25 protein-coding genes, 1 tRNA gene and 1 pseudogene are annotated in these 20,960 nt (G+C 70.8%); 20 read left to right on the top strand and 7 right to left on the bottom strand.

The annotated features are described in order from the left end of the window. The first annotated feature begins 47 nt into the window (after nt 1-47). The 6 genes from ACH47Z_RS15355 (at nt 48) to ACH47Z_RS15330 (ending at nt 3,466) form a co-directional block, all read left to right on the top strand. Nucleotides 48-641, top strand: a complete 594-nt coding sequence (locus ACH47Z_RS15355; RefSeq protein ID WP_399073712.1) for an HhH-GPD-type base excision DNA repair protein — start codon at nt 48-50, stop codon at nt 639-641. 148 nt (nt 642-789) lie between these two features. Further along, nucleotides 790-1,464 carry an HdeD family acid-resistance protein gene (locus ACH47Z_RS15350; protein ID WP_399073711.1) on the top strand — a complete coding sequence of 225 codons (675 nt, stop codon included), beginning with the start codon at nt 790-792 and terminating at the stop codon, nt 1,462-1,464. A 126-nt stretch (nt 1,465-1,590) separates the two neighbouring features. Beyond that, nucleotides 1,591-1,938, top strand: a complete 348-nt coding sequence (locus ACH47Z_RS15345; protein ID WP_399073710.1) for a hypothetical protein — start codon at nt 1,591-1,593, stop codon at nt 1,936-1,938. A 52-nt stretch (nt 1,939-1,990) separates the two neighbouring features. Beyond that, nucleotides 1,991-2,116, top strand: a complete 126-nt coding sequence (locus ACH47Z_RS15340) for a hypothetical protein (RefSeq protein WP_399073709.1) — start codon at nt 1,991-1,993, stop codon at nt 2,114-2,116. A gap of 312 nt (nt 2,117-2,428) precedes the next feature. Further along, nucleotides 2,429-2,725, top strand: coding sequence for a type II toxin-antitoxin system VapB family antitoxin (locus ACH47Z_RS15335; RefSeq protein WP_004943146.1), 297 nt, complete (start codon nt 2,429-2,431; stop codon nt 2,723-2,725). Between the two features lie 96 nt (nt 2,726-2,821). Then, nucleotides 2,822-3,466 (top strand): LytR C-terminal domain-containing protein, encoded by a 645-nt coding sequence (locus ACH47Z_RS15330; RefSeq protein WP_399073708.1) that lies wholly within the window; start codon nt 2,822-2,824, stop codon nt 3,464-3,466. A 46-nt stretch (nt 3,467-3,512) separates the two neighbouring features. Here the strand turns inward: ACH47Z_RS15330 and upp are convergent, their stop codons facing one another. Next, nucleotides 3,513-4,148 carry a uracil phosphoribosyltransferase gene (gene upp / locus ACH47Z_RS15325; RefSeq protein ID WP_351600762.1) on the bottom strand — a complete coding sequence of 212 codons (636 nt, stop codon included), beginning with the start codon at nt 4,146-4,148 and terminating at the stop codon, nt 3,513-3,515. A 161-nt stretch (nt 4,149-4,309) separates the two neighbouring features. On the opposite strand from upp, the gene ACH47Z_RS15320 reads away from it, so the two are divergent. The 8 genes from ACH47Z_RS15320 (at nt 4,310) to ACH47Z_RS15285 (ending at nt 9,005) form a co-directional block, all read left to right on the top strand. Further along, on the top strand, nt 4,310-4,585 hold the full coding sequence (locus tag ACH47Z_RS15320; protein WP_399073744.1) for a hypothetical protein: 276 nt from the start codon (nt 4,310-4,312) through the stop codon (nt 4,583-4,585). 303 nt (nt 4,586-4,888) lie between these two features. Further along, nucleotides 4,889-5,422 carry a hypothetical protein gene (locus ACH47Z_RS15315; protein ID WP_399073743.1) on the top strand — a complete coding sequence of 178 codons (534 nt, stop codon included), beginning with the start codon at nt 4,889-4,891 and terminating at the stop codon, nt 5,420-5,422. Nucleotides 5,423-5,481: 59 nt separating this feature from the next. Further along, a complete protein-coding gene (gene tadA / locus ACH47Z_RS15310; protein ID WP_399073742.1) occupies nt 5,482-5,913 on the top strand; it encodes a tRNA adenosine(34) deaminase TadA in 432 nt (143 codons plus the stop codon). 44 nt (nt 5,914-5,957) lie between these two features. Beyond that, a tRNA-Ser gene (locus tag ACH47Z_RS15305) sits at nt 5,958-6,042 on the top strand. Between the two features lie 154 nt (nt 6,043-6,196). Further along, nucleotides 6,197-6,376 (top strand): hypothetical protein, encoded by a 180-nt coding sequence (locus tag ACH47Z_RS15300; protein WP_399073707.1) that lies wholly within the window; start codon nt 6,197-6,199, stop codon nt 6,374-6,376. A gap of 10 nt (nt 6,377-6,386) precedes the next feature. Beyond that, complete coding sequence (locus ACH47Z_RS15295) at nt 6,387-6,680, top strand: Dabb family protein (RefSeq protein WP_399073706.1); 294 nt, start codon at nt 6,387-6,389, stop codon at nt 6,678-6,680. A 194-nt stretch (nt 6,681-6,874) separates the two neighbouring features. Continuing rightward, nucleotides 6,875-7,732, top strand: coding sequence for an RNA polymerase sigma factor SigF (locus ACH47Z_RS15290; protein WP_399073741.1), 858 nt, complete (start codon nt 6,875-6,877; stop codon nt 7,730-7,732). Nucleotides 7,733-8,066: 334 nt separating this feature from the next. Further along, nucleotides 8,067-9,005 carry an RNA polymerase sigma factor SigF gene (locus tag ACH47Z_RS15285; RefSeq protein WP_399073705.1) on the top strand — a complete coding sequence of 313 codons (939 nt, stop codon included), beginning with the start codon at nt 8,067-8,069 and terminating at the stop codon, nt 9,003-9,005. A 174-nt stretch (nt 9,006-9,179) separates the two neighbouring features. On the opposite strand, the gene ACH47Z_RS15280 is transcribed toward ACH47Z_RS15285, so the two are convergent. Further along, the gene (locus tag ACH47Z_RS15280) at nt 9,180-9,419 is read right to left on the bottom strand and encodes a hypothetical protein (RefSeq protein WP_399073704.1); all 240 of its coding nucleotides are present in this window, start codon (nt 9,417-9,419) and stop codon (nt 9,180-9,182) included. Between ACH47Z_RS15280 and ACH47Z_RS15275 the strand changes: the two genes are divergently transcribed. Next, a complete protein-coding gene (locus ACH47Z_RS15275) occupies nt 9,418-9,756 on the top strand; it encodes a hypothetical protein (protein ID WP_399073703.1) in 339 nt (112 codons plus the stop codon). The two genes, ACH47Z_RS15280 and ACH47Z_RS15275, sit on opposite strands and share 2 nt — an antisense overlap. 3 nt (nt 9,757-9,759) lie before the next feature. Here ACH47Z_RS15275 and ACH47Z_RS15270 read toward each other — a convergent pair whose 3' ends face one another. Then, nucleotides 9,760-9,957 (bottom strand): hypothetical protein, encoded by a 198-nt coding sequence (locus tag ACH47Z_RS15270; RefSeq protein WP_399073702.1) that lies wholly within the window; start codon nt 9,955-9,957, stop codon nt 9,760-9,762. A gap of 206 nt (nt 9,958-10,163) precedes the next feature. On the opposite strand from ACH47Z_RS15270, the gene ACH47Z_RS15265 reads away from it, so the two are divergent. The 5 genes and pseudogenes from ACH47Z_RS15265 to ACH47Z_RS15245 form a co-directional block, all read left to right on the top strand. After that, nucleotides 10,164-10,658: a MarR family winged helix-turn-helix transcriptional regulator gene (locus tag ACH47Z_RS15265; RefSeq protein ID WP_399073701.1), complete on the top strand. Its 495-nt coding sequence runs from the start codon at nt 10,164-10,166 to the stop codon at nt 10,656-10,658. Nucleotides 10,659-10,671: 13 nt separating this feature from the next. Then, nucleotides 10,672-13,224, top strand: coding sequence for an MFS transporter (locus tag ACH47Z_RS15260; RefSeq protein ID WP_399073700.1), 2,553 nt, complete (start codon nt 10,672-10,674; stop codon nt 13,222-13,224). Between the two features lie 116 nt (nt 13,225-13,340). After that, the gene (locus tag ACH47Z_RS15255) at nt 13,341-14,162 is read left to right on the top strand and encodes a YceI family protein (RefSeq protein ID WP_399073699.1); all 822 of its coding nucleotides are present in this window, start codon (nt 13,341-13,343) and stop codon (nt 14,160-14,162) included. A gap of 63 nt (nt 14,163-14,225) precedes the next feature. Further along, entirely contained in the window at nt 14,226-14,696 is a 471-nt protein-coding gene (locus tag ACH47Z_RS15250; protein ID WP_399073698.1) for a PPOX class F420-dependent oxidoreductase, read from the top strand. Nucleotides 14,697-14,819: 123 nt separating this feature from the next. Continuing rightward, nucleotides 14,820-14,933: pseudogene (locus tag ACH47Z_RS15245) on the top strand (PPOX class F420-dependent oxidoreductase); the annotation flags it as partial. A gap of 9 nt (nt 14,934-14,942) precedes the next feature. On the opposite strand, the gene ACH47Z_RS15240 reads toward ACH47Z_RS15245, so the two are convergent. From ACH47Z_RS15240 to ACH47Z_RS15225, 4 genes are all read right to left on the bottom strand, one after another. After that, nucleotides 14,943-15,701, bottom strand: coding sequence for a TetR/AcrR family transcriptional regulator (locus ACH47Z_RS15240; RefSeq protein WP_399073697.1), 759 nt, complete (start codon nt 15,699-15,701; stop codon nt 14,943-14,945). Between the two features lie 140 nt (nt 15,702-15,841). Beyond that, nucleotides 15,842-17,227 (bottom strand): MFS transporter, encoded by a 1,386-nt coding sequence (locus ACH47Z_RS15235; protein ID WP_399073696.1) that lies wholly within the window; start codon nt 17,225-17,227, stop codon nt 15,842-15,844. Nucleotides 17,228-17,294: 67 nt separating this feature from the next. After that, nucleotides 17,295-19,496 (bottom strand): ArnT family glycosyltransferase, encoded by a 2,202-nt coding sequence (locus ACH47Z_RS15230; protein WP_399073695.1) that lies wholly within the window; start codon nt 19,494-19,496, stop codon nt 17,295-17,297. After that, on the bottom strand, nt 19,493-20,953 hold the full coding sequence (locus tag ACH47Z_RS15225) for a glycosyltransferase (protein WP_399073694.1): 1,461 nt from the start codon (nt 20,951-20,953) through the stop codon (nt 19,493-19,495). Before ACH47Z_RS15225 ends, ACH47Z_RS15230 begins: the two co-directional genes overlap by 4 nt. Nucleotides 20,954-20,960 lie beyond the last annotated feature (7 nt).

Raw genomic sequence — 20,960 nt, 5'->3', positions numbered from 1 at the left:
AGCCACCCCCGGCTGCGCCCGGCGCGCCGGCGGGCGATCATCGACGCATGGACGTCACCCTGCACCTCGCCCAGGACCCCGCGGCCGACGCGCTGCTCGGGCGCTCGCCCCTCGCCGCGCTGGTGGGCATGCTGCTCGACCAACAGGTCCCGATGGAGTGGGCGTTCAAGGGGCCCCGCACCATCGCCGACCGGCTCGGCGCCGGGCCCGGCGGAGATCTCGACGCGCACGAGATCGCCGCGATGAACCCGGAGGCCTTCGCCGCCCTGCTCTCCGAGAAGCCGGCCGTGCACCGCTACCCGGGCTCGATGGCCAAGCGGATCCAGCAGCTGTGCCAGTACGTCGCCGAGCACTACGACGGGGACGCCGAAGCGGTCTGGCGGGGCGTCCCGGCCGGTTCCGAGCTGCTGAAGCGGCTGGAGGACCTGCCCGGGTTCGGCAAGCAGAAGGCCCAGATCTTCCTCGCGCTGCTCGGCAAGCAGCTCGGGGTCACCCCCAAGGGCTGGCGGGAGGCGGCCGGCGCGTACGGCGAGGCGCAGTCCTTCCGCTCGGTCGCCGACATCACCGGGCCCGAGTCACTGGCCAAGGTCCGCGCGCACAAGCAGGAGATGAAGGCGGCGGCCAAGGCCTCCGGCAAGTAGGCCGAGGGACGTGGGGGTGGGCGCTGTATGCCCTCGACTGCGGGTCGTCTGTGGCTGGTCGCGCAGTTCCCCACGCCCCTTCGGGGCGCTTCACCCGACCGGCCCTTCCCCGATGGCACCCCCCGCTCCCCCGGTCACAGCATGAACCATGACCGAGGCACCGAGCAGTGGCCCCGACCGGGGCCCGCAGTACGACGACCGCAGCGTCCACGCGGCCCAGGCCCGGGGCGGGCGGCACGAGCATGAGCCCGAGCCGCCGTTCGAGGGTCCCCTGCACGCCCTGTCCCGGGCCGCCTGGCAGATGGTCCTGGGCACCGGGATCGCCTCGCTGATCCTCGGGATCCTGGTCCTGGTCTGGCCGGGCGCCTCCCTGCTCGCGGCCGGTGTCCTCTTCGGCCTCTACCTCCTCATCAGCGGCATCTTCCAGCTGGCCTCCGCCTTCGGCACCCACATGACGACCTCGCTGCGCGTGCTGGCCTTCGTCAGCGGCGCCCTGTCGATCCTGCTGGGCCTGTTCTGCTTCCGCGGACCCTTCCAGTCGATCCTGCTGCTCGCCCTGTGGATCGGCATCGGCTGGCTGATCCGCGGCATCACCCAGACCCTGGCCGCCGCCTCCGACCCCCGGATGCCCGCCCGCGGCTGGCAGATCTGCCTCGGGATCCTCACCTTCATCGCCGGCATCGTGCTCATCGACTCGCCGTTCAGGTCGGTCGCCGTGCTGACCCTCGTCGGCGGCATCTGGCTGGTCGTGGTCGGCATCGTGGAGATCATCACCGCGTTCGGCATCCGCGGCCGGGCCCGGCAGATCCCGAAGACCGTCTGACCCGCACCCCCGCACACCGGCCGACCCGGCCGTCGTCGTCAACACCGTGCCTGTCATCTACGCCGAGCGGGCGGAACTCCGGCCCCCGGTGCTGCACCTGCCGCCCGCCCCGGGGAGACACCAGTCGTGAGCAGGACCCCGCGCAGCCCTCGCGGCCACAACCGGCTTCGGAGCCGTACCTGGCCGCGGGTGCTCGTGCTGCTCCTCGCCCTGTGGGTACCGGCCGCTCACACACAGGCCCAGGCGGCCCCCGCGTTCGGCGTGGCGGCCGGGACCTTCGAACACGACGCCACCGACGCCGCCGACGTCCTCGACCCCCTCGTACGGCCCCCCGCCGGCGCCGTCCACGAGGCCGACGCACCCGAGCGCCCCGCGCCCCTCCCCGACCCGGCGCCCGCCCGGCCCGGCATCCGGGCGTGCCCGGCCGTGCCGTACGCCACCCCCCTGCCGCGCACCGTGGTCCTGCGCTGCTGACAGACCCGCGTCCCCACGCAAGGTCAGTCGGCTCGACGCAAGGAGCACAGCCATGTCCCAGGATCCGTACGCCGTCCTGCGCGCCCTGCTGCGCGCGGAGGCGCGGCGCGCCACGGCCCCCAAGCCGGACGAACGCCGCCCGGAACCGAAGCGGCAGCCCGACGAACGGGACCGCTGAACCGGCCCCGGCGGAGGCGGACCTCCCGGACCTCCCGGATCCACCGGACTACCGGATCCACCGGGCCCACCGTCTCCGCCGGGCCGCGCCGGGTGCCCACCGAGCGGGCGGCCGGCTTCTCGTACGCCGACTCGCGGTCCACAGCCTGTGTACAACGGTCGCGGAGCGACGAGATCCGTACGCGGGCGAGGGGCCACGGCGGCCCGGTAATAGCCCGTTTGCCTGATTTACTCCATCTTTTCAAGGCTTTCCACGGCGCGCACTCCATCGCCATGGCTGCGCCCGGAACGTCTTGACCGGTAGGCTTTCCGTGTGATCTTCAAGCGCATCGGAAACGGCCGGCCGTACCCCGACCACGGCCGGGAAAGCACCCGGCAGTGGGCGGACGTCGCGCCGCGCCCGGTCCGCCTCGATCAGCTCGTGACCACCAAGCAGCAGCTCGATCTCGAGACCCTGCTTGCGGAGGACTCGACGTTCTACGGCGACCTCTTCGCGCACGTCGTGAAGTGGCAGGGCGACCTCTACCTGGAGGACGGCCTGCACCGCGCGGTCCGCGCCGCCCTCCAGCAGCGCCAGGTGCTGCACGCGCGCGTGCTCGAGCTCGACTGACCCGGCGCGGCACGGCGTTGACCCGTTCGGGTCCACTGAGCGGCATCAACTGATCATCTAATAGGCATCGCCGCTCGGGCGCACTACGCTGCGCCCATGAGCATGCTGACTCCCCCTGGCATGGGCGGCCAGTACCGGATCACGGGGGACAAATACCCTCGGATGCGTCCGCCGCGCCGACGCGGCAGGCTCGTGGCCGCCGTCGTGGCGTCCGTCTGCGCGCTCGGCCTGATCGGCTGGGGGACGCTGCAGCTCATCGACGTCTTCACGGGCGGCGGCAAGAAGGCCTCGGCGGCCGGCGCGAAGACCGACTGCCGTCCCAGGGCCGCCACGGCCACCACGGCCGCGCAGGTGAAGTCCCTGCCCAAGCCGGGCCAGATCACCGTGAACGTCTACAACGCCACCGCGCGCACCGGCCTCGCCAAGTCCACCGCGGACGAACTGAAGAAGCGCGGCTTCAGGATCGGCGACGTGGGCAACGCGCCCGGGGAGTTCGACAAGAAGGTCAAGGGCACCGGCATACTCCTCGGCCCCACCGACGCCCAGAACACCTCGGTGGCGGTACTCGGCACCCAGCTGGCCGACGCCGAACACCGCGCCGAGGCGAGCCGTAAGGGCGCCGACCTCGACCTCATCCTGGGCGACGCCTTCAAGGGCCTGACGAAGCCGACGGACGCACAGCAGGCGCTGACGGCCCTGACGGCCCCACAGCCGACGGCTGCTCCGAAGAAGGGTTGCTAGCGGAGTACTTCGGCTGCGGGCCGTCCGTGGCCGGTCGCGGGGCGTTCTACTCAGCGGCCCCGTAAAGCCGGTCCCCCGCGTCGCCCAGCCCCGGCACGATGTACCCGTGCTCGTTGAGGTGGTCGTCGACGGCCGCCGTGACCACCGTCACCGGCGTCCCGGCAAGCTCCCGCTCCATGACCGCGACGCCCTCCGGCGCGGCCAGCAGCACCACGGCGGTCACATCGTCCGCGCCGCGCTTGATCAGCTCCTGGATCGCCGCGACCAGCGTGCCGCCCGTGGCCAGCATCGGGTCCAGGACGTACACCTGGCGGCCCGAGAGGTCCTCCGGCATGCGCGAGGCGTACGTGGAGGCCTGGAGGGTCTCCTCGTTGCGGATCATGCCCAGGAAGCCCACCTCGGCGGTCGGCAGCAGCCGGACCATGCCGTCCAGCATGCCGAGACCGGCGCGCAGGATCGGCACGACCAGCGGGCGGGGGCGGGCGAGCTTGACGCCTGTGGTCTGGGCGACCGGCGTCCGGATGTCGACGGCCTCGGTGCGCACGTCCCGCGTGGCCTCGTAGGCGAGCAGGGTGACCAGTTCGTCGGCGAGCCGGCGGAAGGTCGCGGAGTCGGTGCGCTGGTCGCGCAGCGTGGTGAGCTTGTGGGCGACCAGGGGGTGGTCGACGACGTGGAGACGCATGCCCATAACGGTACCTGCGCCCCGGCCCCCCTGGTGCTGGCGTCAAACCACCCGACCGGGGGAAAGTGGGAGGGACGGAACTGGGGTGGTGCGACGTGCCTGACCTTCCTGAACCTCCCGAAGACGCGCCCGGCGACACCGCGGATCCGGGCGAGCCCGCGATACGCCGTTCCGGCACGCGAGCGACACGCGGTTCCGGCGGTCGGGCGACACGCGGTTCCGGCGGTCGGGCGACACACGACGCCGCCGCACCCAGGACGGACGCCACGACGGACACCACGACGCACGCCGAGACGGACGCCGAGCGCCGCCGTCGGCGCGCCCAGTTCCTGCGTGATCTCGCCGAGGCACGCGCGCTGCGCGCCCGGGTCCAGCCGCGGCGCGCCAAGGCGGCGCGACTGCGCCATGCGATGCGTATGCGGACATTCCGCTGGTAGGCCGCCCGAGGGGAGGAAGCCCCTGGAGCCCGGCCGACTGAGCCGGCCGGGTAAGAAAGTTCTCGGTGAGGAAGATCCATGTCCGCGACGGTGTTTGCCCGGTGGGCGTGCGTGCGCGCTTGGAAAAGCCGCGTACGATCCGCAGGGCGGTGCAAGACACAGGGAGCCGAAGACGTCCCCTGAGCGCCTTGTTTCTGCCACGATTCCGAGTGGGCGGGGCTCGGAGCCCGAGTTCTTCCCGCCCACGTACCTCCGCCGGGGGGACCCCCAACCGGCACACCTATGACCAGTGGGAGAGTCACGGTGTACTTCGCCGCACTGCTCGCGCGCACCGAAGACGGGTGGGAAGCGAGCGACACAGAGCTCGACAATGTGGAGACCCTGTCGGATCTGGCCGACCTGGCCCGGGAAGCCTCTCCCGAAGAGGACACGGTGCTCGTCCTGATCGAGCAGGAGGACGCCTGGTTCGGCGTCGTCCGGATCGACGGCGAGGACGACCCGCGCATCTACGTCTCGGACGCGGCCGCCGCCCAGCGCAGCGCGTACGGCGAGCTGCTGCTCACCGACGAGCTGCTCGGCCGGGAGCCCGGCTCGGACGACGGCCCCGACCTGGACTCCCTGGACCTCGACGGCACGGAGGACGGTGACGACGAGGACGAGGACGAGGACGAGGAGGGCGGCGCCGACGCCGTTCCGCACAGCCCGGTGGGCGACAGCGAGATCCTCGACGACCTGGGCATCAGCGACAAGGAGCTGCGCGCCCTGAGCGCCGAGGACGCGCTCGGCTCGATCGCCGAGGCCCTGGGCGCCGCGGAGGTCCTGGAGACCGTCCGCTGACCGCACCACAGGACACGCAGGGCGCTGTGGACCCGGTACGCGACCGCTGGCGGGCCGCGATGCGGCTCGCCCTGGACGAGGCCGAGCGGGCCGTCCGGGGCGGGGACGTCCCCGTCGGCGCCGTCGTGCTGTCCCCGGACGGTACGACGGTGCTCGGCGCCGGGCACAACGAGCGCGAGGCCACCGGCGATCCCACGGCCCACGCGGAGGTCCTCGCGATCCGGCGGGCCGCGGAGCGGCTCGGAGAGTGGCGGCTGACCGGCTGCACGCTCGTCGTCACGCTGGAGCCGTGCACGATGTGCGCGGGCGCCCTCGTCCAGTCCCGCATCGACCGGGTCGTCTACGGCGCCCGGGACGAGAAGGCGGGCGCGGCGGGTTCGCTGTGGGACGTGATCCGCGACCGGCGGCTCAACCACCGGCCCGAGGTCATCGAGGGCGTCCTCGCGCCGGAGTGCGCCCAGCTGCTCACGGAGTTCTTCCGCGGCCGCTGAATCCGATTTCGGACCATGCCCCACTGTGCTGTAAGGTCTCCCTCGGTAGCGTGTCCGAGCGGCCGAAGGAGCTCGCCTCGAAAGCGAGTGTGGCGCAAGTCACCGAGGGTTCAAATCCCTCCGCTACCGCTCGAAGAAGGGCCCCGTCATGAGACGGGGCCCTTCTCGTCGTACGGGCAAAGGACCCCGGACGGCAGGCGGTTGGTCCCTCGAAAAGGCGTGAAGGTTACACTCGCGGCCGTCAGCAGGGGCCCGCAGGGCACACGGCACAGGGGAGGACTCGGTGGCGGTGAACGCCAAGAAGATCGCTGTGTACGCGCTCGTGGTCTTCGTGCTCTACGTGATCATCACGGACCCGGCCAAGGCGGCGAGCTACGTCCAGATAGGCTTCGAAGGCATATCGAGCGCCGCTAAGGCCATAGGCGACTTCATGACCTGGCTCGCCAACGGAGGAAAGAACTGAGGTACACCCCATGATCCGCCACCTGGTCCTCTTCAGGCTCAACGAGGGTGTCGAGCGCGACGATCCGCGGGTCGTGGCCGGTGTGGAGGCCTTCAGGGCGCTCGGCGGGCAGATCGAGGAGCTGCGCTTCTGGGAGTGCGGCTGGAACATCAGCGACCGGCCGATCGCCTACGACTTCGCGATCAACTCGGCGGTCGAGGACACCGACGCCCTCAAGCGCTATCTGGAGCACCCGGCGCACCAGGCGGGCGTCGCGCTGTGGCGCGAGTTCGCCACGTGGGTGATCGCCGACTACGAGTTCTGAGCCACCCGCACTCTTTTCGGGACGAAAGCCCTCCGCCACGACGGCGGAGGGCTTTCGTGCGTCCCAGGGGCCCAACTTGTCGAAATTTGAACACAACACGGGGTTATGCGGTGCTTGCACACAGTGCACATGTCTTGTGATGCTATGACCGCTTTTGACGGATGATGAACCACGGATGATTGACCGATGAAGAGGTGGCGTTGACCGTGTCGGCCAGTACCGCGCTGCCCCAGGAGCTGCCCCAGGAAGAGGTGACCGCCGCCCCCGCTCCCGTGGCCCCCGAGAAGCGGCGCAGCGCCGACACCCGAGCCCTCACCCAGGTGCTCTTCGCCGAGCTGAAGCAGCTCACCCCGGGCACGCCGGAGCACCACCGGGTGCGCGGGGCGCTGATCGAGGCGAACCTCCCGCTCGTGCGCTACGCGGCCGCCCGCTTCCGCTCCCGCAACGAGCCGATGGAGGACGTCGTCCAGGTCGGCACCATCGGCCTGATCAACGCCATCGACCGGTTCGACCCGGACCGGGGCGTGCAGTTCCCGACCTTCGCGATGCCGACCGTCGTCGGCGAGATCAAACGGTACTTCCGGGACAACGTCCGCACGGTCCACGTGCCGCGCCGGCTGCACGAGCTGTGGGTGCAGGTCAACAGCGCGACCGAGGACCTGACCACGGCCTTCGGGCGCTCACCGTCCACCGCCGAGATCGCCGAGCGGCTGCGGATCAGCGAGGACGAGGTGCTGAGCTGCATCGAGGCGGGACGGTCGTACCACGCCACCTCCCTGGAGGCCGCGCAGGAGGGCGACGGACTGCCCGGTCTGCTGGACCGCATCGGCTACGAGGACCCGGCCCTGGACGGCGTGGAACACCGGGACCTGGTCCGGCACCTGCTCGTCCAACTCCCCGAGCGCGAGCAGCGCATCCTCCTCCTGCGCTACTACAGCAACCTCACCCAGTCACAGATCAGCGCGGAACTCGGCGTCTCCCAGATGCACGTCTCGCGTCTCCTCGCCCGCAGCTTCCAGCGGCTGCGCTCCGCGAATCGCATCGACGCATAAGGCCCCGAAACGGTCCCCCTTATGAAGCACGGCGGGCGCACGGAAGCACGCCTCAAGCGGTTCTGCATCGCATATCCGAGCGAGCCGTAACCACCGCGAGCGAATCGCTCACCTGGGCTGATGCCGACAGTTGGGACCCGAAGCAGCGTCAGACCCCTTCTCTCCAGGGCCGATTCGAATCTCGCATGTCGACATGTCACTACAGCGTGTTGCCGACATGTGACATTCTGCGGGAGACGCGTTTGCCGGGCCTTCGGCTCCGGTATTCAGGTGAAGGCTGCGCTGTACGGAAGTCGGCGCCGCCGCGACCGTCCCGCGACCCAAAGGGGGTGGCATGTCCGCAGACCAGGGCAGCTCGAAGGTGCTGACGCCCACGACGAGCGAGGCAGCGCCCAAGGAGCTCGACGCTCTCGACGTCCTCGACGGCATCGAGGCCGTCACGGCCCTCGACGCCGTGCAGACCCCGCCCGCCCAGGCGGCCGCCCAGCCCCCGGCCCTGCCGGCCTCGGGGGACATCGACACCCGCACCCTGTCCCGCTCGCTGTTCCTGCGGCTCGCCGCGCTCGGCGAGAACAGCCCCGAGCGGGCCTACGTCCGGGACACCCTGATCGAGCTGAACCTGCCGCTGGTCCGCTACGCGGCCGCGCGTTTCCGCTCGCGCAACGAGCCGATGGAGGACATCGTCCAGGTCGGCACCATCGGCCTGATCAAGGCGATCGACCGCTTCGACTGCGAACGGGGCGTGGAGTTCCCGACGTTCGCGATGCCGACGGTCGTGGGCGAGATCAAGCGCTTCTTCCGCGACACGTCGTGGTCGGTCCGCGTGCCGCGCCGGCTGCAGGAGCTGCGGCTGGCCCTCACCAAGGCCAGCGACGAACTCTCCCAGAAGCTGGACCGCTCCCCGACGGTGACGGAACTGGCGGCGGTCCTCGGCGTCTCCGAGGAGGACGTGGTCGACGGCCTGGCGGTCGGCAACGCCTACACCGCCTCCTCCCTCGACTCCCCGGCCCCCGAGGACGACGGAGGCGAGGGCTCCCTGGCCGACCGCCTCGGCTACGAGGACACGGCCCTGGAAGGCGTGGAGTACCGCGAGTCCCTCAAGCCCCTCCTGGCCAAACTCCCGCCCCGCGAACGCCGGATCATCATGCTCCGCTTCTTCGCCAACATGACCCAGTCCCAGATCGGCGAGGAGGTCGGCATCTCCCAGATGCACGTCTCCAGGCTGCTGACCCGGACGCTGGCGCAGCTGCGGGAGGGCCTGATCTCGGACTGAGGGTTCAGCGTCCCGAAGGGTTCCCATCTGACGACACGTCAGCCACCATGGCCCGATGCTTCGTAGGACGACATGGACGCATGGCCGCCGAGGCGCCGTTACGGCAGCGTCGGCGGCCGTCGTCGTCCTGGGCGGGGTGGTGGCAGCGTGCGGGAGCCACGGCACCGGCGGCGGTTACGTCGCGGTGGGCGCGGCCGGCGGCCCGGAGAGAGGGAGTACGGCGGCCACGCCGACGGGCTCGGTGTCGTTGATACCGCTGGACGGCAACTCGCCGACAGCAGCGCCGGGTTCACCACCGGGGAGCAGCGGCGGTACGACCGCCCCCGGCAGCGCTCCGCCGGCCACACCACCGCCGAGCACGTCCAGCCCCTCCCGTCCTACGGCACCCGCGCCGCCCACATCCGTCGCCCCCATGCCAACGCCCGGCAGCAGCACGCCCGCAGCCCCGGCCGCTCTCTCCTGGGGCAAGCCGGTGACGAAGGACACGGACCAGCGCTGGTGCCAGCACGTCACCGTCGAGTTCCACAACTCAGGCGGTACGGCGGTGCGTTCGGGCTCGGTGACGTTCGGGACGCACATCATCGGCCTGCTCGGCATCGACTGGGGCACGGTCAGCTCCACCGTGGACCTGCCGGTGCCGATCGCACCGGATGCGCGTACAAGCCCCACCTGGACGGTGTGCGTCGACGCCTGGCGCGTGCCGCTCGGCATGCACATCGAGACGCGGGACGTGTCCGTCCAGTGGAAGTAACCGCTACTTGAGCGCCAGCCAGGCCACACCCGCCACCACGGCGACGGCCACGATGACGCCGATGATCAGGCCGATGCGGGGGCCGGAGGACGCGGCCGCCTGCTGCTGGCGCCCCTGGGGGGCCTCGTCGACGAACGCGCGGAACATCTGGGTGTTGCCGGCGGGGTCGTAATTGCCCTGGGGGCCCTGGGTGTTAGCCATGGCCCGAGACACTAGCGAATCCACGTGACCGACCCAAGTGCGGGGCCACCGGGACAGACGGGGGCACCTCACCCGCACTCACCTGCACATTTACGTTCGCAATACTTGCCTTTGCCAAGTTTTTGCGTCGCCGAACCCCTGATTTGTTTGCTTGGAGCAACCAATCACCGCTATGGTTGCCCCAAGCAACGAATACGGGAGGTGTGATGGCCGAGCGGACGCAGTTCGAAGAGCTGGCGCGTCAGCTCAGTGCCGTCGGAGCCGTGAAACGGGACCTGGGGCGGATCCTGCCGCCCGAGTGCCCGGCCGGCTCGGCCGCCGTGCTGACCCTGCTGGGGCGCCACGGCGACATGCGCATGAGCAAGCTCGCGGAGCTGCTCGCCGTGGACATGTCGGTCACCAGCCGGCATGTCGCGCACGTCGCCGCGCGCGGCTGGATCGAGCGGCACCCGGACCCGGCGGACAAGCGCTCGCGCATCCTGCGCCTGACGCCCGCGGGCCTGGCGCAGCGCGAGGAACTGTCCCGGCGGACCACGCATCTGCTCGCCGAGCGGCTCGCGGACTGGACCGACGACGAGGTCGGCCAGCTGATCCGGCTGATGACCCGCCTGCGCGCCTCCTTCGGCGACTGCCGGTCGACCCCGTTCGGCTTCACCGCCCCCGTACTCGAAGAGACCACCCGTACACCCGCGAACACGTAAGAGAAGGAAGCCCATGGCAACCACCACACCAGCCGGTGTGCGGGCTCACGCCAAGCACGGGGGAGGCTCCGCGGAGCACGCACCCATGACGCACCGGCAGATCATGGAGGCCCTGTCCGGGCTGCTCCTCGGCATGTTCGTGGCGATCCTGTCGTCCACGATCGTCTCCAACGCCCTGCCGCACATCATCGGCGACCTCGGCGGCGGACAGTCCGCCTACACCTGGGTGGTGACCGCCGCCCTGCTGTCGATGACCGCGGCCACTCCCCTGTGGGGCAAGCTCGCCGACCTGTACAGCAAGAAGGCTCTCGTCCAGATAGCCCTCGTCATCTACGTCGTCGCCTCCATGGCGGCCGGTCTGTCGCAGAACACCGGCATGCTCATCACCTTCCGGGTGTTCCAGGGCATCGGCGTCGGCGGTCTGTCCGCACTCGCCCAGATCGTCATGGCCGCGATGATCTCCCCGCGTGAGCGCGGCCGTTACTCCGGCTACCTGGGCGCGACCTTCGCCGTCGCCACCGTCGGCGGTCCGCTGCTCGGCGGTGTCATCACCGACACGTCCTGGCTGGGCTGGCGCTGGTGCTTCTACGTCGGAGTCCCCTTCGCGATCATCGCGCTGATCGTGCTGCAGAAGACGCTGCACCTGCCGGTCGTGAAGCGCGAGGTCAAGGTCGACTGGGCCGGCGCGTTCTTCATCGCCGCCGCCGTCTCCGTACTGCTGATCTGGGTCACCTTCGCCGGTGACAAGTACGACTGGCTGTCCTGGCAGACGTACACGATGGTCGGCGGTTCGATCGTCCTCGGCGCGATCTTCGTCCTCGTCGAGTCCAGGGCGAGCGAGCCGATCATCCCGCTGCGGCTGTTCAGGAACCGCACCATCACGCTGGCGTCCCTCGCCTCGTTGTTCGTCGGTATCGCGATGTTCACCGGCACGGTGTTCTTCAGCCAGTACTTCCAGCTGGCCCGCGACAAGTCCCCGACGATGTCGGGCGTCATGACCATCCCGATGATCGGCGGTCTGTTCGTCTCCTCGACCGTCTCCGGTCAGTTCATCACCCGCACCGGCCGCTGGAAGGCCTGGCTGGTCAGCGGTGGCGTGCTGGTCACGGCGGGCCTGTGCCTGCTGGGCGGCATCCGGTACGACACGGACTACTGGAAGATGGCCATCTTCATGGCCCTGCTGGGACTCGGCATCGGCATGATGATGCAGAACCTGGTCCTCGCCACGCAGAACCAGGTGGCGCCCTCCGACCTCGGCTCGGCCAGCTCCACGGTCACCTTCTTCCGCTCCCTCGGCGGTGCGGTCGGCGTCTCCGCGCTCGGCGCGGTGATGTCCCACCGGATCACCCACTACGTCCAGGACGGCATCTCCGCGCTGAGCCCCAAGTACCAGGCCGCCCTGGCCGGCGGTTCGGGCTCGACCGACAGCATCCCGGACATGGGCAAGCTGCCGGCGCCGCTGCGGACGCTGATGGAGAGCGCCTACGGCCACGGCATCGCCGACGTGTTCTTCATCGCCGGCTGCCTCGCCGCCCTCGCCTTCCTGATCACGCTGTTCATCAAGGAGGTCCCGCTGAAGACCAAGGGCGCGCTCGCGCAGGCCGCCGAGGGTGCGGCCCCCGAGGCCGCCCCGGCCACCGCCCCCGCCGAGACCGCTGTGGAGACCACCGTGCAGGAACCCGCGCCGCAGAAGGTGCCCAGCTGGGCCGCCCCCGTCGTGTCGGACGCCTCCGCCGAGGAGCGGGCTGCCACCCAGGTGATGACGGCCGTCGCGACGATCTCCGAGCCCGGCAGCGGCAACGGCGGCGGCACCCCGGTGCACGGCTTCGTCCGCGGCGCCGAGAGCGCCCCGGTCCCGCAGGCCGCGATCACCCTGATCTCCCTCTCCGGCCGCCAGCTGGGCCGCGCGGTCGCCCAGGCCGACGGTTCCTACGCCGTCGACGCCCCGGGCACGGGCAGTTACGTCCTGATCGCCTCCGCCGACGGCTACCAGCCGCAGGCCTCCACCGTCGTCGTGGGCGATGACCCGCTGTCGTACGACATCCTGCTCAGCGGCACCAGCGGGCTGACCGGTGTGGTGCGGGCCGCGGGCAGCGCGGTGCCGGTCAAGGACGCCATGGTGATCGTCACCGACGTCCGCGGTGATCTGCTGGCCACCGCCGCCACCGGCGAGCAGGGCGAGTTCGCCTTCACCGACCTGGTGCCGGGCACGGTCACCATGGCGGTCAACGCGAGCGGGTTCCGGCCTCGCGCGCTGCCGGTCGAGATCGGCGCCGCCGGGGTCACCCGGATCGAGATCGACCTGGACGCCGGCGCCCGCCTCCAGGGTGTCGTCAAGGCCCCGCACGGCCCGCTGGCCGACGCCCGCGTGACCCTCGTCGACCAGGCGGGCAACGTGGTCGGCACCGCCACCACCGGTACCGACGGCGCGTACGCCTTCACCGACCTGGACAGCGGCGAGTACACCGTCATCGCGACGGGCTACCCGCCGGTGGCCACCGCGCTGACCGTCGCCGGCCCGGGAGTCGACGGCCACGCGATCGAACTCGCCCACCCCGGCGAGTAGTTCACCCCCGGCCCGTGGCGCACGTACCGTCGTGTGTGCGCCACGGGCCGGTTTCTTACGGACCGATTTGTAAGGCTTTTCAGGGGCCTTTCAGGCTTTGCAGGGAGAAGAACGGGATGGGACTGACCGCGAAGATCCGTACGCGGGACGGATGGGCCGTGTCGCACGCGGTCGTCACGGTGACCGACATGACCGGGACGCAGGTGCTGCGCGCCGAGGCGGACACCGAGGGAGCCGTACGGGACACCACCGAGCTGGCGCCGGGGGCGTACACGGTGATCGTGACGGCCGTCGGATACGCGCCCGCGGCCTCCTCCGCGATCGTCACCGCGAGCGGCCGGGCCGAGGTCGGCGCGGTGACACTGGCCCGGCAGGGCGGCACCGAGCTGCCGCCGCCCGGCCCCTGGACGATCGACCCGGTGCACTCCTCCGTCGCCGCGGTCGCCCAGCACCTGGGCATCTCCAGCGTGCACGGCCGGTTCGCCGAGTTCGGCGGCACGATCGAGATCGCGCCCGACGACGTCACCAAGTCCCGCGTCGAGGCGGTGATCAGGGCCGCGTCGATCGACACGGGCAACGGCATGCGCGACACGCACCTGAAGTCCGCGGACTTCCTGGACGTCGAGCAGCACCCGGAGATCACGTACCGCTCCACGGGTCTGACGGCGACCGGCTCCGACCGCTGGACGGTCCACGGCGAACTCTCCATGCACGGCGTCGTACGCCCGGTGGACCTGGACCTGGCCTACCTCGGCACCGGCGCCGACCCGTGGGGCGGCACGCGCGCCGCGTTCCGCGCCACGGCGGAACTGCACCGCGAGGACTTCGCCATGAACTACAACCAGGTGCTGCAGGCCGGGATCGCGGCGATCGGTACGACGCTGAAGGTCGAGCTGGACATCCAGGCGGTGCAGGGCGACACCCTGCCCCAGGGATAGGCACGGACGTAGGCACAGCAGGGTCAGCCACGGGGGCGGCTCTTGCCCCTAGGCTGCCTGACCATGGCACCGAACATCGCGACCAACACCCGCGTCTCCCTGGACGAGCTGCTGGACTTCGTACGCCCCCGTCACCGCGCCCTGCTGATCACCCGCCGCGCCGACGGCGGGCCGCAGGCCTCCCCGCTGACCTGCGGCGTCGACGACTCGGGCCGGATCGTCGTGTCGACGTACCCCGAACGCGCCAAGACCCGCAACGCCAAGCGCGACCCCCGGGTCAGCCTGCTCGTGCTGAGCGACGAGTGGAACGGCCCCTGGGTCCAGATCGACGGCACGGCCGAGGTCATCGACGCCCCCGACTCCGTGGAACCCCTGGTCGAGTACTACCGCAACATCGCCGGCGAACACCCCGACTGGGACGAGTACCGGGAGGCGATGGTCAAGCAGGGCAAGTCGATCATCCGGGTGACACCCGAACGGTGGGGCCCGGTCGCGACCGGAGGGTTCCCGGCACGGCTGGCGGACGACATGTAGGCGACCGCCGGCGACGCGGCTGGAGACACACCGAAGACACCGCTCGCACGGACCCGACGGACGGAGTCCGACGCAGCGTTCCGAAGCCTGCGAAGCAGTGCGAGGCACGCAGACAAAGGCGCCCGCGAGGCGATGGTCAAGCAGGGCAAGTCGATCATCCGGGTGACACCCGAACGGTGGGGCCCGGTCGCGACCGGAGGGTTCCCGGCACGGCTGGTGGCCGGGGACGAGGGGTAGGCGGACCGGTCAGCCGCGGTCGACCATCGCCTCGATGCCGGCGATCAGGAGGTCCAGGGCGAAGGTGAAGTCGCGTTCCAGCATCTCCTGGACCGTGGCACCACCGCGGGCGTCCAGGATCTCCTGGGACTCCTGGAGATAGTGCGCGGCCTGGGCGTCCTGCCGTGCCACGGTCAGGGCCTGCTGGTAGAAGTCGTCCGGGCTCTGCCCGGAGTCCGCGATCCGGGACATGAACTGGGCCTCGAGCGTGCCGTAGCCGTACACGAACTGGAACACCGCCGAGATCGCGCCCGTCACCCGGTGCGCCGGCAGCCCGGTGCGGCGGATGACGCGCTGCACGGTGCGGGAGAAGGCGAGGGAGTTCGGGCCGATGTTCAGGTAGCGCCCGGCGAGCGGGGACAGCCAGGGGTGACGCACCAGCAGGGCCCGGTACTCCGCCGCCAGCCCCCGCAACTGCTCCCGCCAGTCCTCCCGCTCGTCGTCCGGGTCGGGCAGCCGCAGCTCGCCGTTGGCCGCGTCCAGGGCCAGTTCGAGCAGGTCGTCCTTGGTGTCGACGTACCAGTACAGGGACATCGCGGTGACGTTCAGCTCGGCCGCCAGCCGCCGCATGGAGAACCTGGCCAGCCCGTCGGCGTCCAGCAGCCCTACGGAGGCCTCGGTGATCCGCGCCCGGTCGAGCCCGGAGGGCTGACCCGCGCGCGCACCACGGTGTGGTTTCTCCTGGAGCCACACACTGTCCCGCGCCGACCGCGCCCCTTGCCTCACCATCGGCGCCTCTCCTCTTGAAACCCCGGCTCAGTGTTCCAACTTTAGGGGCGCGGGACTGTGTCTGATATGCGGCTCCGCCGCGTGGGCGCGATCAACCACACACGACCGGCAGCCGCACGACCACCCATGACCCCGAGCTCTCAGGCGAACTTCCGCTCCGCCCGCTTCAAAAGCCCCGCCGCCACAAACCCCCCGACGAGCACAGCAACGGCCCCCACCAACTGCCCGGCCCCGAGGCTGTCGGACAACGACTCCCCCGAGGCAACGGAAGAGCTGAGGACAGCACCCAGTACGGCCACCCCAAGCCCGTTGCCGAACTCGGCAAGGGTGCCGTTGACACCGGCCCCCACTCCCGCCTTCTCCGGAGGAATCGCACTCATGATGGCGTGCGCCATCGCAGGGTTGGCGATCGCGCACCCCGCGCCGATGAGCAGCAACCCGAGCAGCGTCCCGACGTATCCCCCGGAGTCCGACACCGCGATGGCCACCAGTCCGCAGGACATCAGCACCATCCCCAGCGCCATGGACACCGGCGTCCCCATCCGCGCGGACCACTTCGCCGACAGCCCGGTGAAGTTGAGCGCGACGACGGTCAACGCCAGCGGAGCGGTCCGCAGGCCGGCCTCCAACGGGCCGTACCCGAGCACGAACTGAAGGTGCTGCGTCAGCAGGAACAGCGCCCCGCCCATCCCGAAGGTGATGAGCACCGCCCCGGTCACGGCCCCGGTGAACCGCCGGTCCCGGAAGAAGTGCAGATCGAGCATCGGCTCGGCCACCCGGCTCTCCCACCACGCGAAGCAGCCGAGCAGCACGACCGCCACCCCGGCCGCGCCCAGCACGAGCGGTGAGGTCCAGCCGTGCCGGGGCCCGGAGATGATCGCGAGGACGAGCGAGGCCATGCCGAGCGTGGACAGCACGGCGCCGGGCAGATCGGGACGGTCGCCCCGGGGGCTCTTGGACTCCGGTACGAGCGCCAGCACCGCGACGAGGCCGAGGGCCGCGACCGGGATGTTGATCAGGAAGATCGCGCCCCACCAGAAGTGGTCGAGAACGAAGCCGCCGATCAGCGGCCCGCCCGCGAAGCCCAGCGCGTTGACCGCGCTCCAGATGCCGATCGCCTTCGGCTGCTCCTCGGGCGTGAAGATCTGCATGGCGACGGCCAGCGTGGTGGTGAGCAGCAGTGCGCCGCCGATGCCCATACCGGCCCGCGCGGCGATCAACTGGCCGGTGGAGCCCGCGAGTCCGGCCACCAGCGAACCGATGCCGAACAGGGCGAGCCCGGCCATCAGCATCTTCTTGCGGCCGTAGCGGTCGGCCGCGCTGCCGGCGGTGAGCAGGAGGCCGGACTGCACCAGGGAGTACGCGTTGATCATCCACTGGATGTCCGAGGTGGCCGCGTGCAGCTCGCGGGTGAGCGAGGGGATGGCCACGTTCAGGACGGTGTTGTCGAGCAGCACGGTGAGCTGGGCGAGACAGATCACGCCGAGGATCACCCAGCGCTGGGGGTGGCCTTGGGACACAGACATGTCGTACACCGTATAGCAGTCACTATACGGTGTACGACAGGTTTTCCCGCCGGCCGGACTCCGCCGGTCAGCCGCTCTTCTTCTGCGTGAGGTCGTAGAAGGTGGCCGAACCGACCGTCACCTTCTTGAAGGTGCTCTGGACCCACGAGCTGATCTGGGAGGCGGTGCCGCTGCTGCTGCCGCCCATGCCACCGCCCATACCGCCGCCCGCGATGAAGTAGTGGATCTTTCCGTCCTCCACGTACGTCTTGAACTGCGCCGGCGTCGGGGACGGGTCGGTGCCGTTGAAGCCGCCGATCGCCATCACCGGGTCACCGGTGGCGAGCTGGTAGCTGGCCGCGTTCTGGGAGCCGATGGACGCGGCGACCCAGGTGTACTTCGAGGCGTCCGTCTCCAGCAGCTTCTTGGCGGCGGACGAGACGTTCGCGCCGTTCAGCAGGCCGCCGGCGCCGCCGCCCCTACCTCCTGCCTCGCCCATCCGGCTGCCGCCCGGGAAGCCGTTGCCGTTCTGTCGGCCCTGGGTGTTGCCGTTCTGGCCCGGCATGCCACCGCCGCCCGGGAATCCGTTGCCGTTCTGCTGACCCTGACCGTTCTGCCGGCCCGGCATCCCGCCGCCGAAGCCGCCACGCATACCGCCGCCCTTGCCACCACCGGGCCCCCGGCCGCCGCCGAAGCCCATCATGCTCGCGCCCGCCGGACCGGCCGTCGGGATGGAGCCGGTGTGCGCGGAGTTCACCGTGCTCAGGGTGTACGCCGTAGGACCGGCGAGCGCGGCCACCAGGCCGACCGCCGCCGCCCCGAGGGCCAGCTGCCGGGAGATCCGGCCGGCGAAGACCAGGCCCAGCGCGGCCGCCAGACCGCCGATCAGGACCAGCCACTTCAGCCAGGGGAGGTAGCTGGCGGTGCGGTTGAGCAGGACGTACCCCCAGGCCGCCGCCGCGACCACGGAGGCGGCGAGGGTGATGGACGCCCACAGCTCCTTCCGCTTCTCCCACAGCAGCCCGGCGCCCATGCCGGTCACGGCCGCGAGGTAGGGGGCGAGGGCCACGGTGTAGTACTGGTGGAAGATGCCCGCCATGTAGCTGAAGACCACCATGGTGATCAGCAGCGAGCCGCCCCACACCAGGAACGAGGCCCGGGTGACGGACGTGCGCCTGGGCATGGGGGTCCCCCCGCTCGAGCGAAGTCGAGAGTGGGGGAGGGTGGCCACCAGACCGCCGACCAGCAGGATCAGCGCGGCCGGGAGCAGCCAGGAGATCTGGCTGCCGATCTCGGAGTTGAACATCCGGTCCCAGCCGGTGGCGCCCCAGCGGCCGGAGCCGTTGCCGCCGCCCCCGCCGCCGACGCTGCCGGTCTCGTCGCCGTTGATCCGGCCGAGGCCGTTGTAGCCGAAGGTCAGCTCCAGGAAGCTGTTGTTCTGCGAACCGCCGATGTAGGGGCGGGAGGAGGCCGGCCACAGCTCGACGATCGCGACCCACCAGCCGCCGGCCACGACCAGCGCGAGGGTGGCGGCGGCCAGCTGACCGAACCGCTTCTTCAGCGAGACCGGGGCGCACAGCGCGTACACGATCGCCAGGGGCGGCAGGATCAGGAACGCCTGGAGCGTCTTGGCGAGGAACGCGAAACCGATCGCGGTCCCGGCCCACACCAGCCACCTGGTCCGGCCGTCCTCCACCGCCCGTACGACGAAGTAGCAGGCCAGCGACATCAGCAGGGCCAGCATCGCGTCCGGGTTGTTGAACCGGAACATCAGCGCCGCGACCGGGGTGAGCGCGAGGACCGCGCCCGCGACCAGACCGGCCACCGGGCTGAACCGGCGCCGTACGGCCGCGTACACGACCGCGACCGTGCCGACGCCCATGAGGACCTCGGGCGTCAGGATCGCCCACGAGTTCAGGCCGAAGATCCGGACCGACAGCTCCATCGGCCACAGGAAGGCCGACGGCTTGTCCACGGTGATCGCGTTGCCCGCGTCCAGCGAGCCGAAGAAGAACGCCTTCCAGGATGTGCTGCCCGCCTGCACGGCCGCCGAGTAGAAGGAGTTGGCGTAGCCGGAGGCGCTGAGGTTGTACAGGTAGAGGACGAAGGTGGCGGCCAGCAGGCCGAACAGGGCCGGGCGCGCCCAGCGCGGGTCCTCGGGCCGGCCGCGCCACAGTCTCCGTACGAAGGGCTGCTTCGGATCACCGGCCCGGTGGGCGTGGTGCGGGGGAGCGGCCGGGGGCGGACCCCACACGGTCGTACTGCCCTGCTGGTCGTAGTGGCTGGTCATCGGGGATCCCCCGGATCGGTGTCGTGAGGGCGCACCGGCTGCAACCGCATGGTGGCGTCCCTCCAGCTGCCGTCCGCGGCTTCACCGGCGCGGACCTGGGTGGTCGTCTGACAGGGGTCGTACGACTGCTGGTGCGGCACGGTTCGCTGCGGCAGCGGCGCGTACGGGGCGGGCGTGCCGTACGGCGGGGTGGTGGACGCCGTGGCCGTGCCGGAGTCGTCCCGGTCCGGGAAGACCCAGGCGCGGAACAGCAGGAAGCGCAGCACGGTCGCGGCGAGGTTGGCGGCGATGAGCACCGCCAGCTCGGTGGAGTGCGCCGGGCTGGAGCTGGCCGCGTTCAGGGCGGCCAGGGAGCCGCTGGTCAGGGCGAGACCGATGCCGAAGACGACCAGGCCCTGCGCCTGGTGCCGTACGGCGCCGCCCCGGCCGCGCACCCCGAAGGTGAGCCGGCGGTTGGCGGCCGTGTTGGCGATCGCGGAGACCAGCAGGGCGAGCGCGTTGGCGATCTGGGAGCCGGAGAACTGCCGGAAGAGGCTGTAGAGCACCAGGTAGAAGAGGGTGGACAGGCCGCCGACCACGCAGAAGCCGACGAGCTGACGGGCCAGGCCCTTCGGCACGTCCTGGATGTCCCGGTCGCGCGGGTCGTCACCGAAGGGGCGGGTGAGCCGGTCCAGCGGCAGCGAGCCGGTGGCCAGGGCCTTGCCGATCCGCCAGACGCCCTTGAGGTCGTCGGTCGCGGTCTGCACGATGTGCACGGTCGAGTCCGGGTCGTCGACCCAGTCGACCGGCACCTCGTGGATCCTGAGCCCCGCCCGCTCGGCGAGCACCAGCATCTCGGTGTCGAAGAACCAGCCGGTGTCCTCCACGAGCGGCAGCAGCACCTGGGCCACGTCCCTCCGGATGGCCTTGAAGCCGCACTGCGCGTCGGAGAAGCGGGCCTGGAGCGAGCCGCGCAGGATCAGGTTGTAGGCCCGGCTGATGAACTCCCGCTTGGGACCGCGCACGACGCGCGAGGCGCGGGCGAGCCGGGAGCCGATGGCGAGGTCCGAGTGGCCGGAGATAAGCGGCGCCACCAGCGGCAGCAGGGCGTTGAGGTCGGTGGACAGGTCGACGTCCATGTAGGCGAGGATCGGCGCCTCGGAGGCGGACCAGACGGTCCTGAGCGCCCGCCCCCGGCCCTTCTGCTCCAGACGGAAGTTGGTGACCTCGGGGATCTCCTGCTCCAGCCGCGCGGCCACCTGCGGAGTGGTGTCCGTGGACGCGTTGTCCGCGATGGTGATGCGGAACGCGTACGGGAAGGTGCGCGTGAGGTGCGCGTGCAGTCTGCGGACGGCGGGCTGGAGGTCCTTCTCCTCGTTGTAGACGGGGATCACTACGTCCAGGACAGGCGTACCGGCGTTTCCGGCCGGGAGGTGCTCCCGCGCCGGCAGAGTGCCGGGAGAAGAGTCGGTTCGCATGGGACCG

The organism is Streptomyces sp. NPDC020192 (assembly GCF_044388685.1).
In the GTDB taxonomy this organism is placed as follows: Bacteria; Actinomycetota; Actinomycetes; order Streptomycetales; family Streptomycetaceae; genus Streptomyces.
Note: the sequence above shows the minus strand (reverse complement) of the source record. Positions and strands in the feature narration are given on the sequence as shown.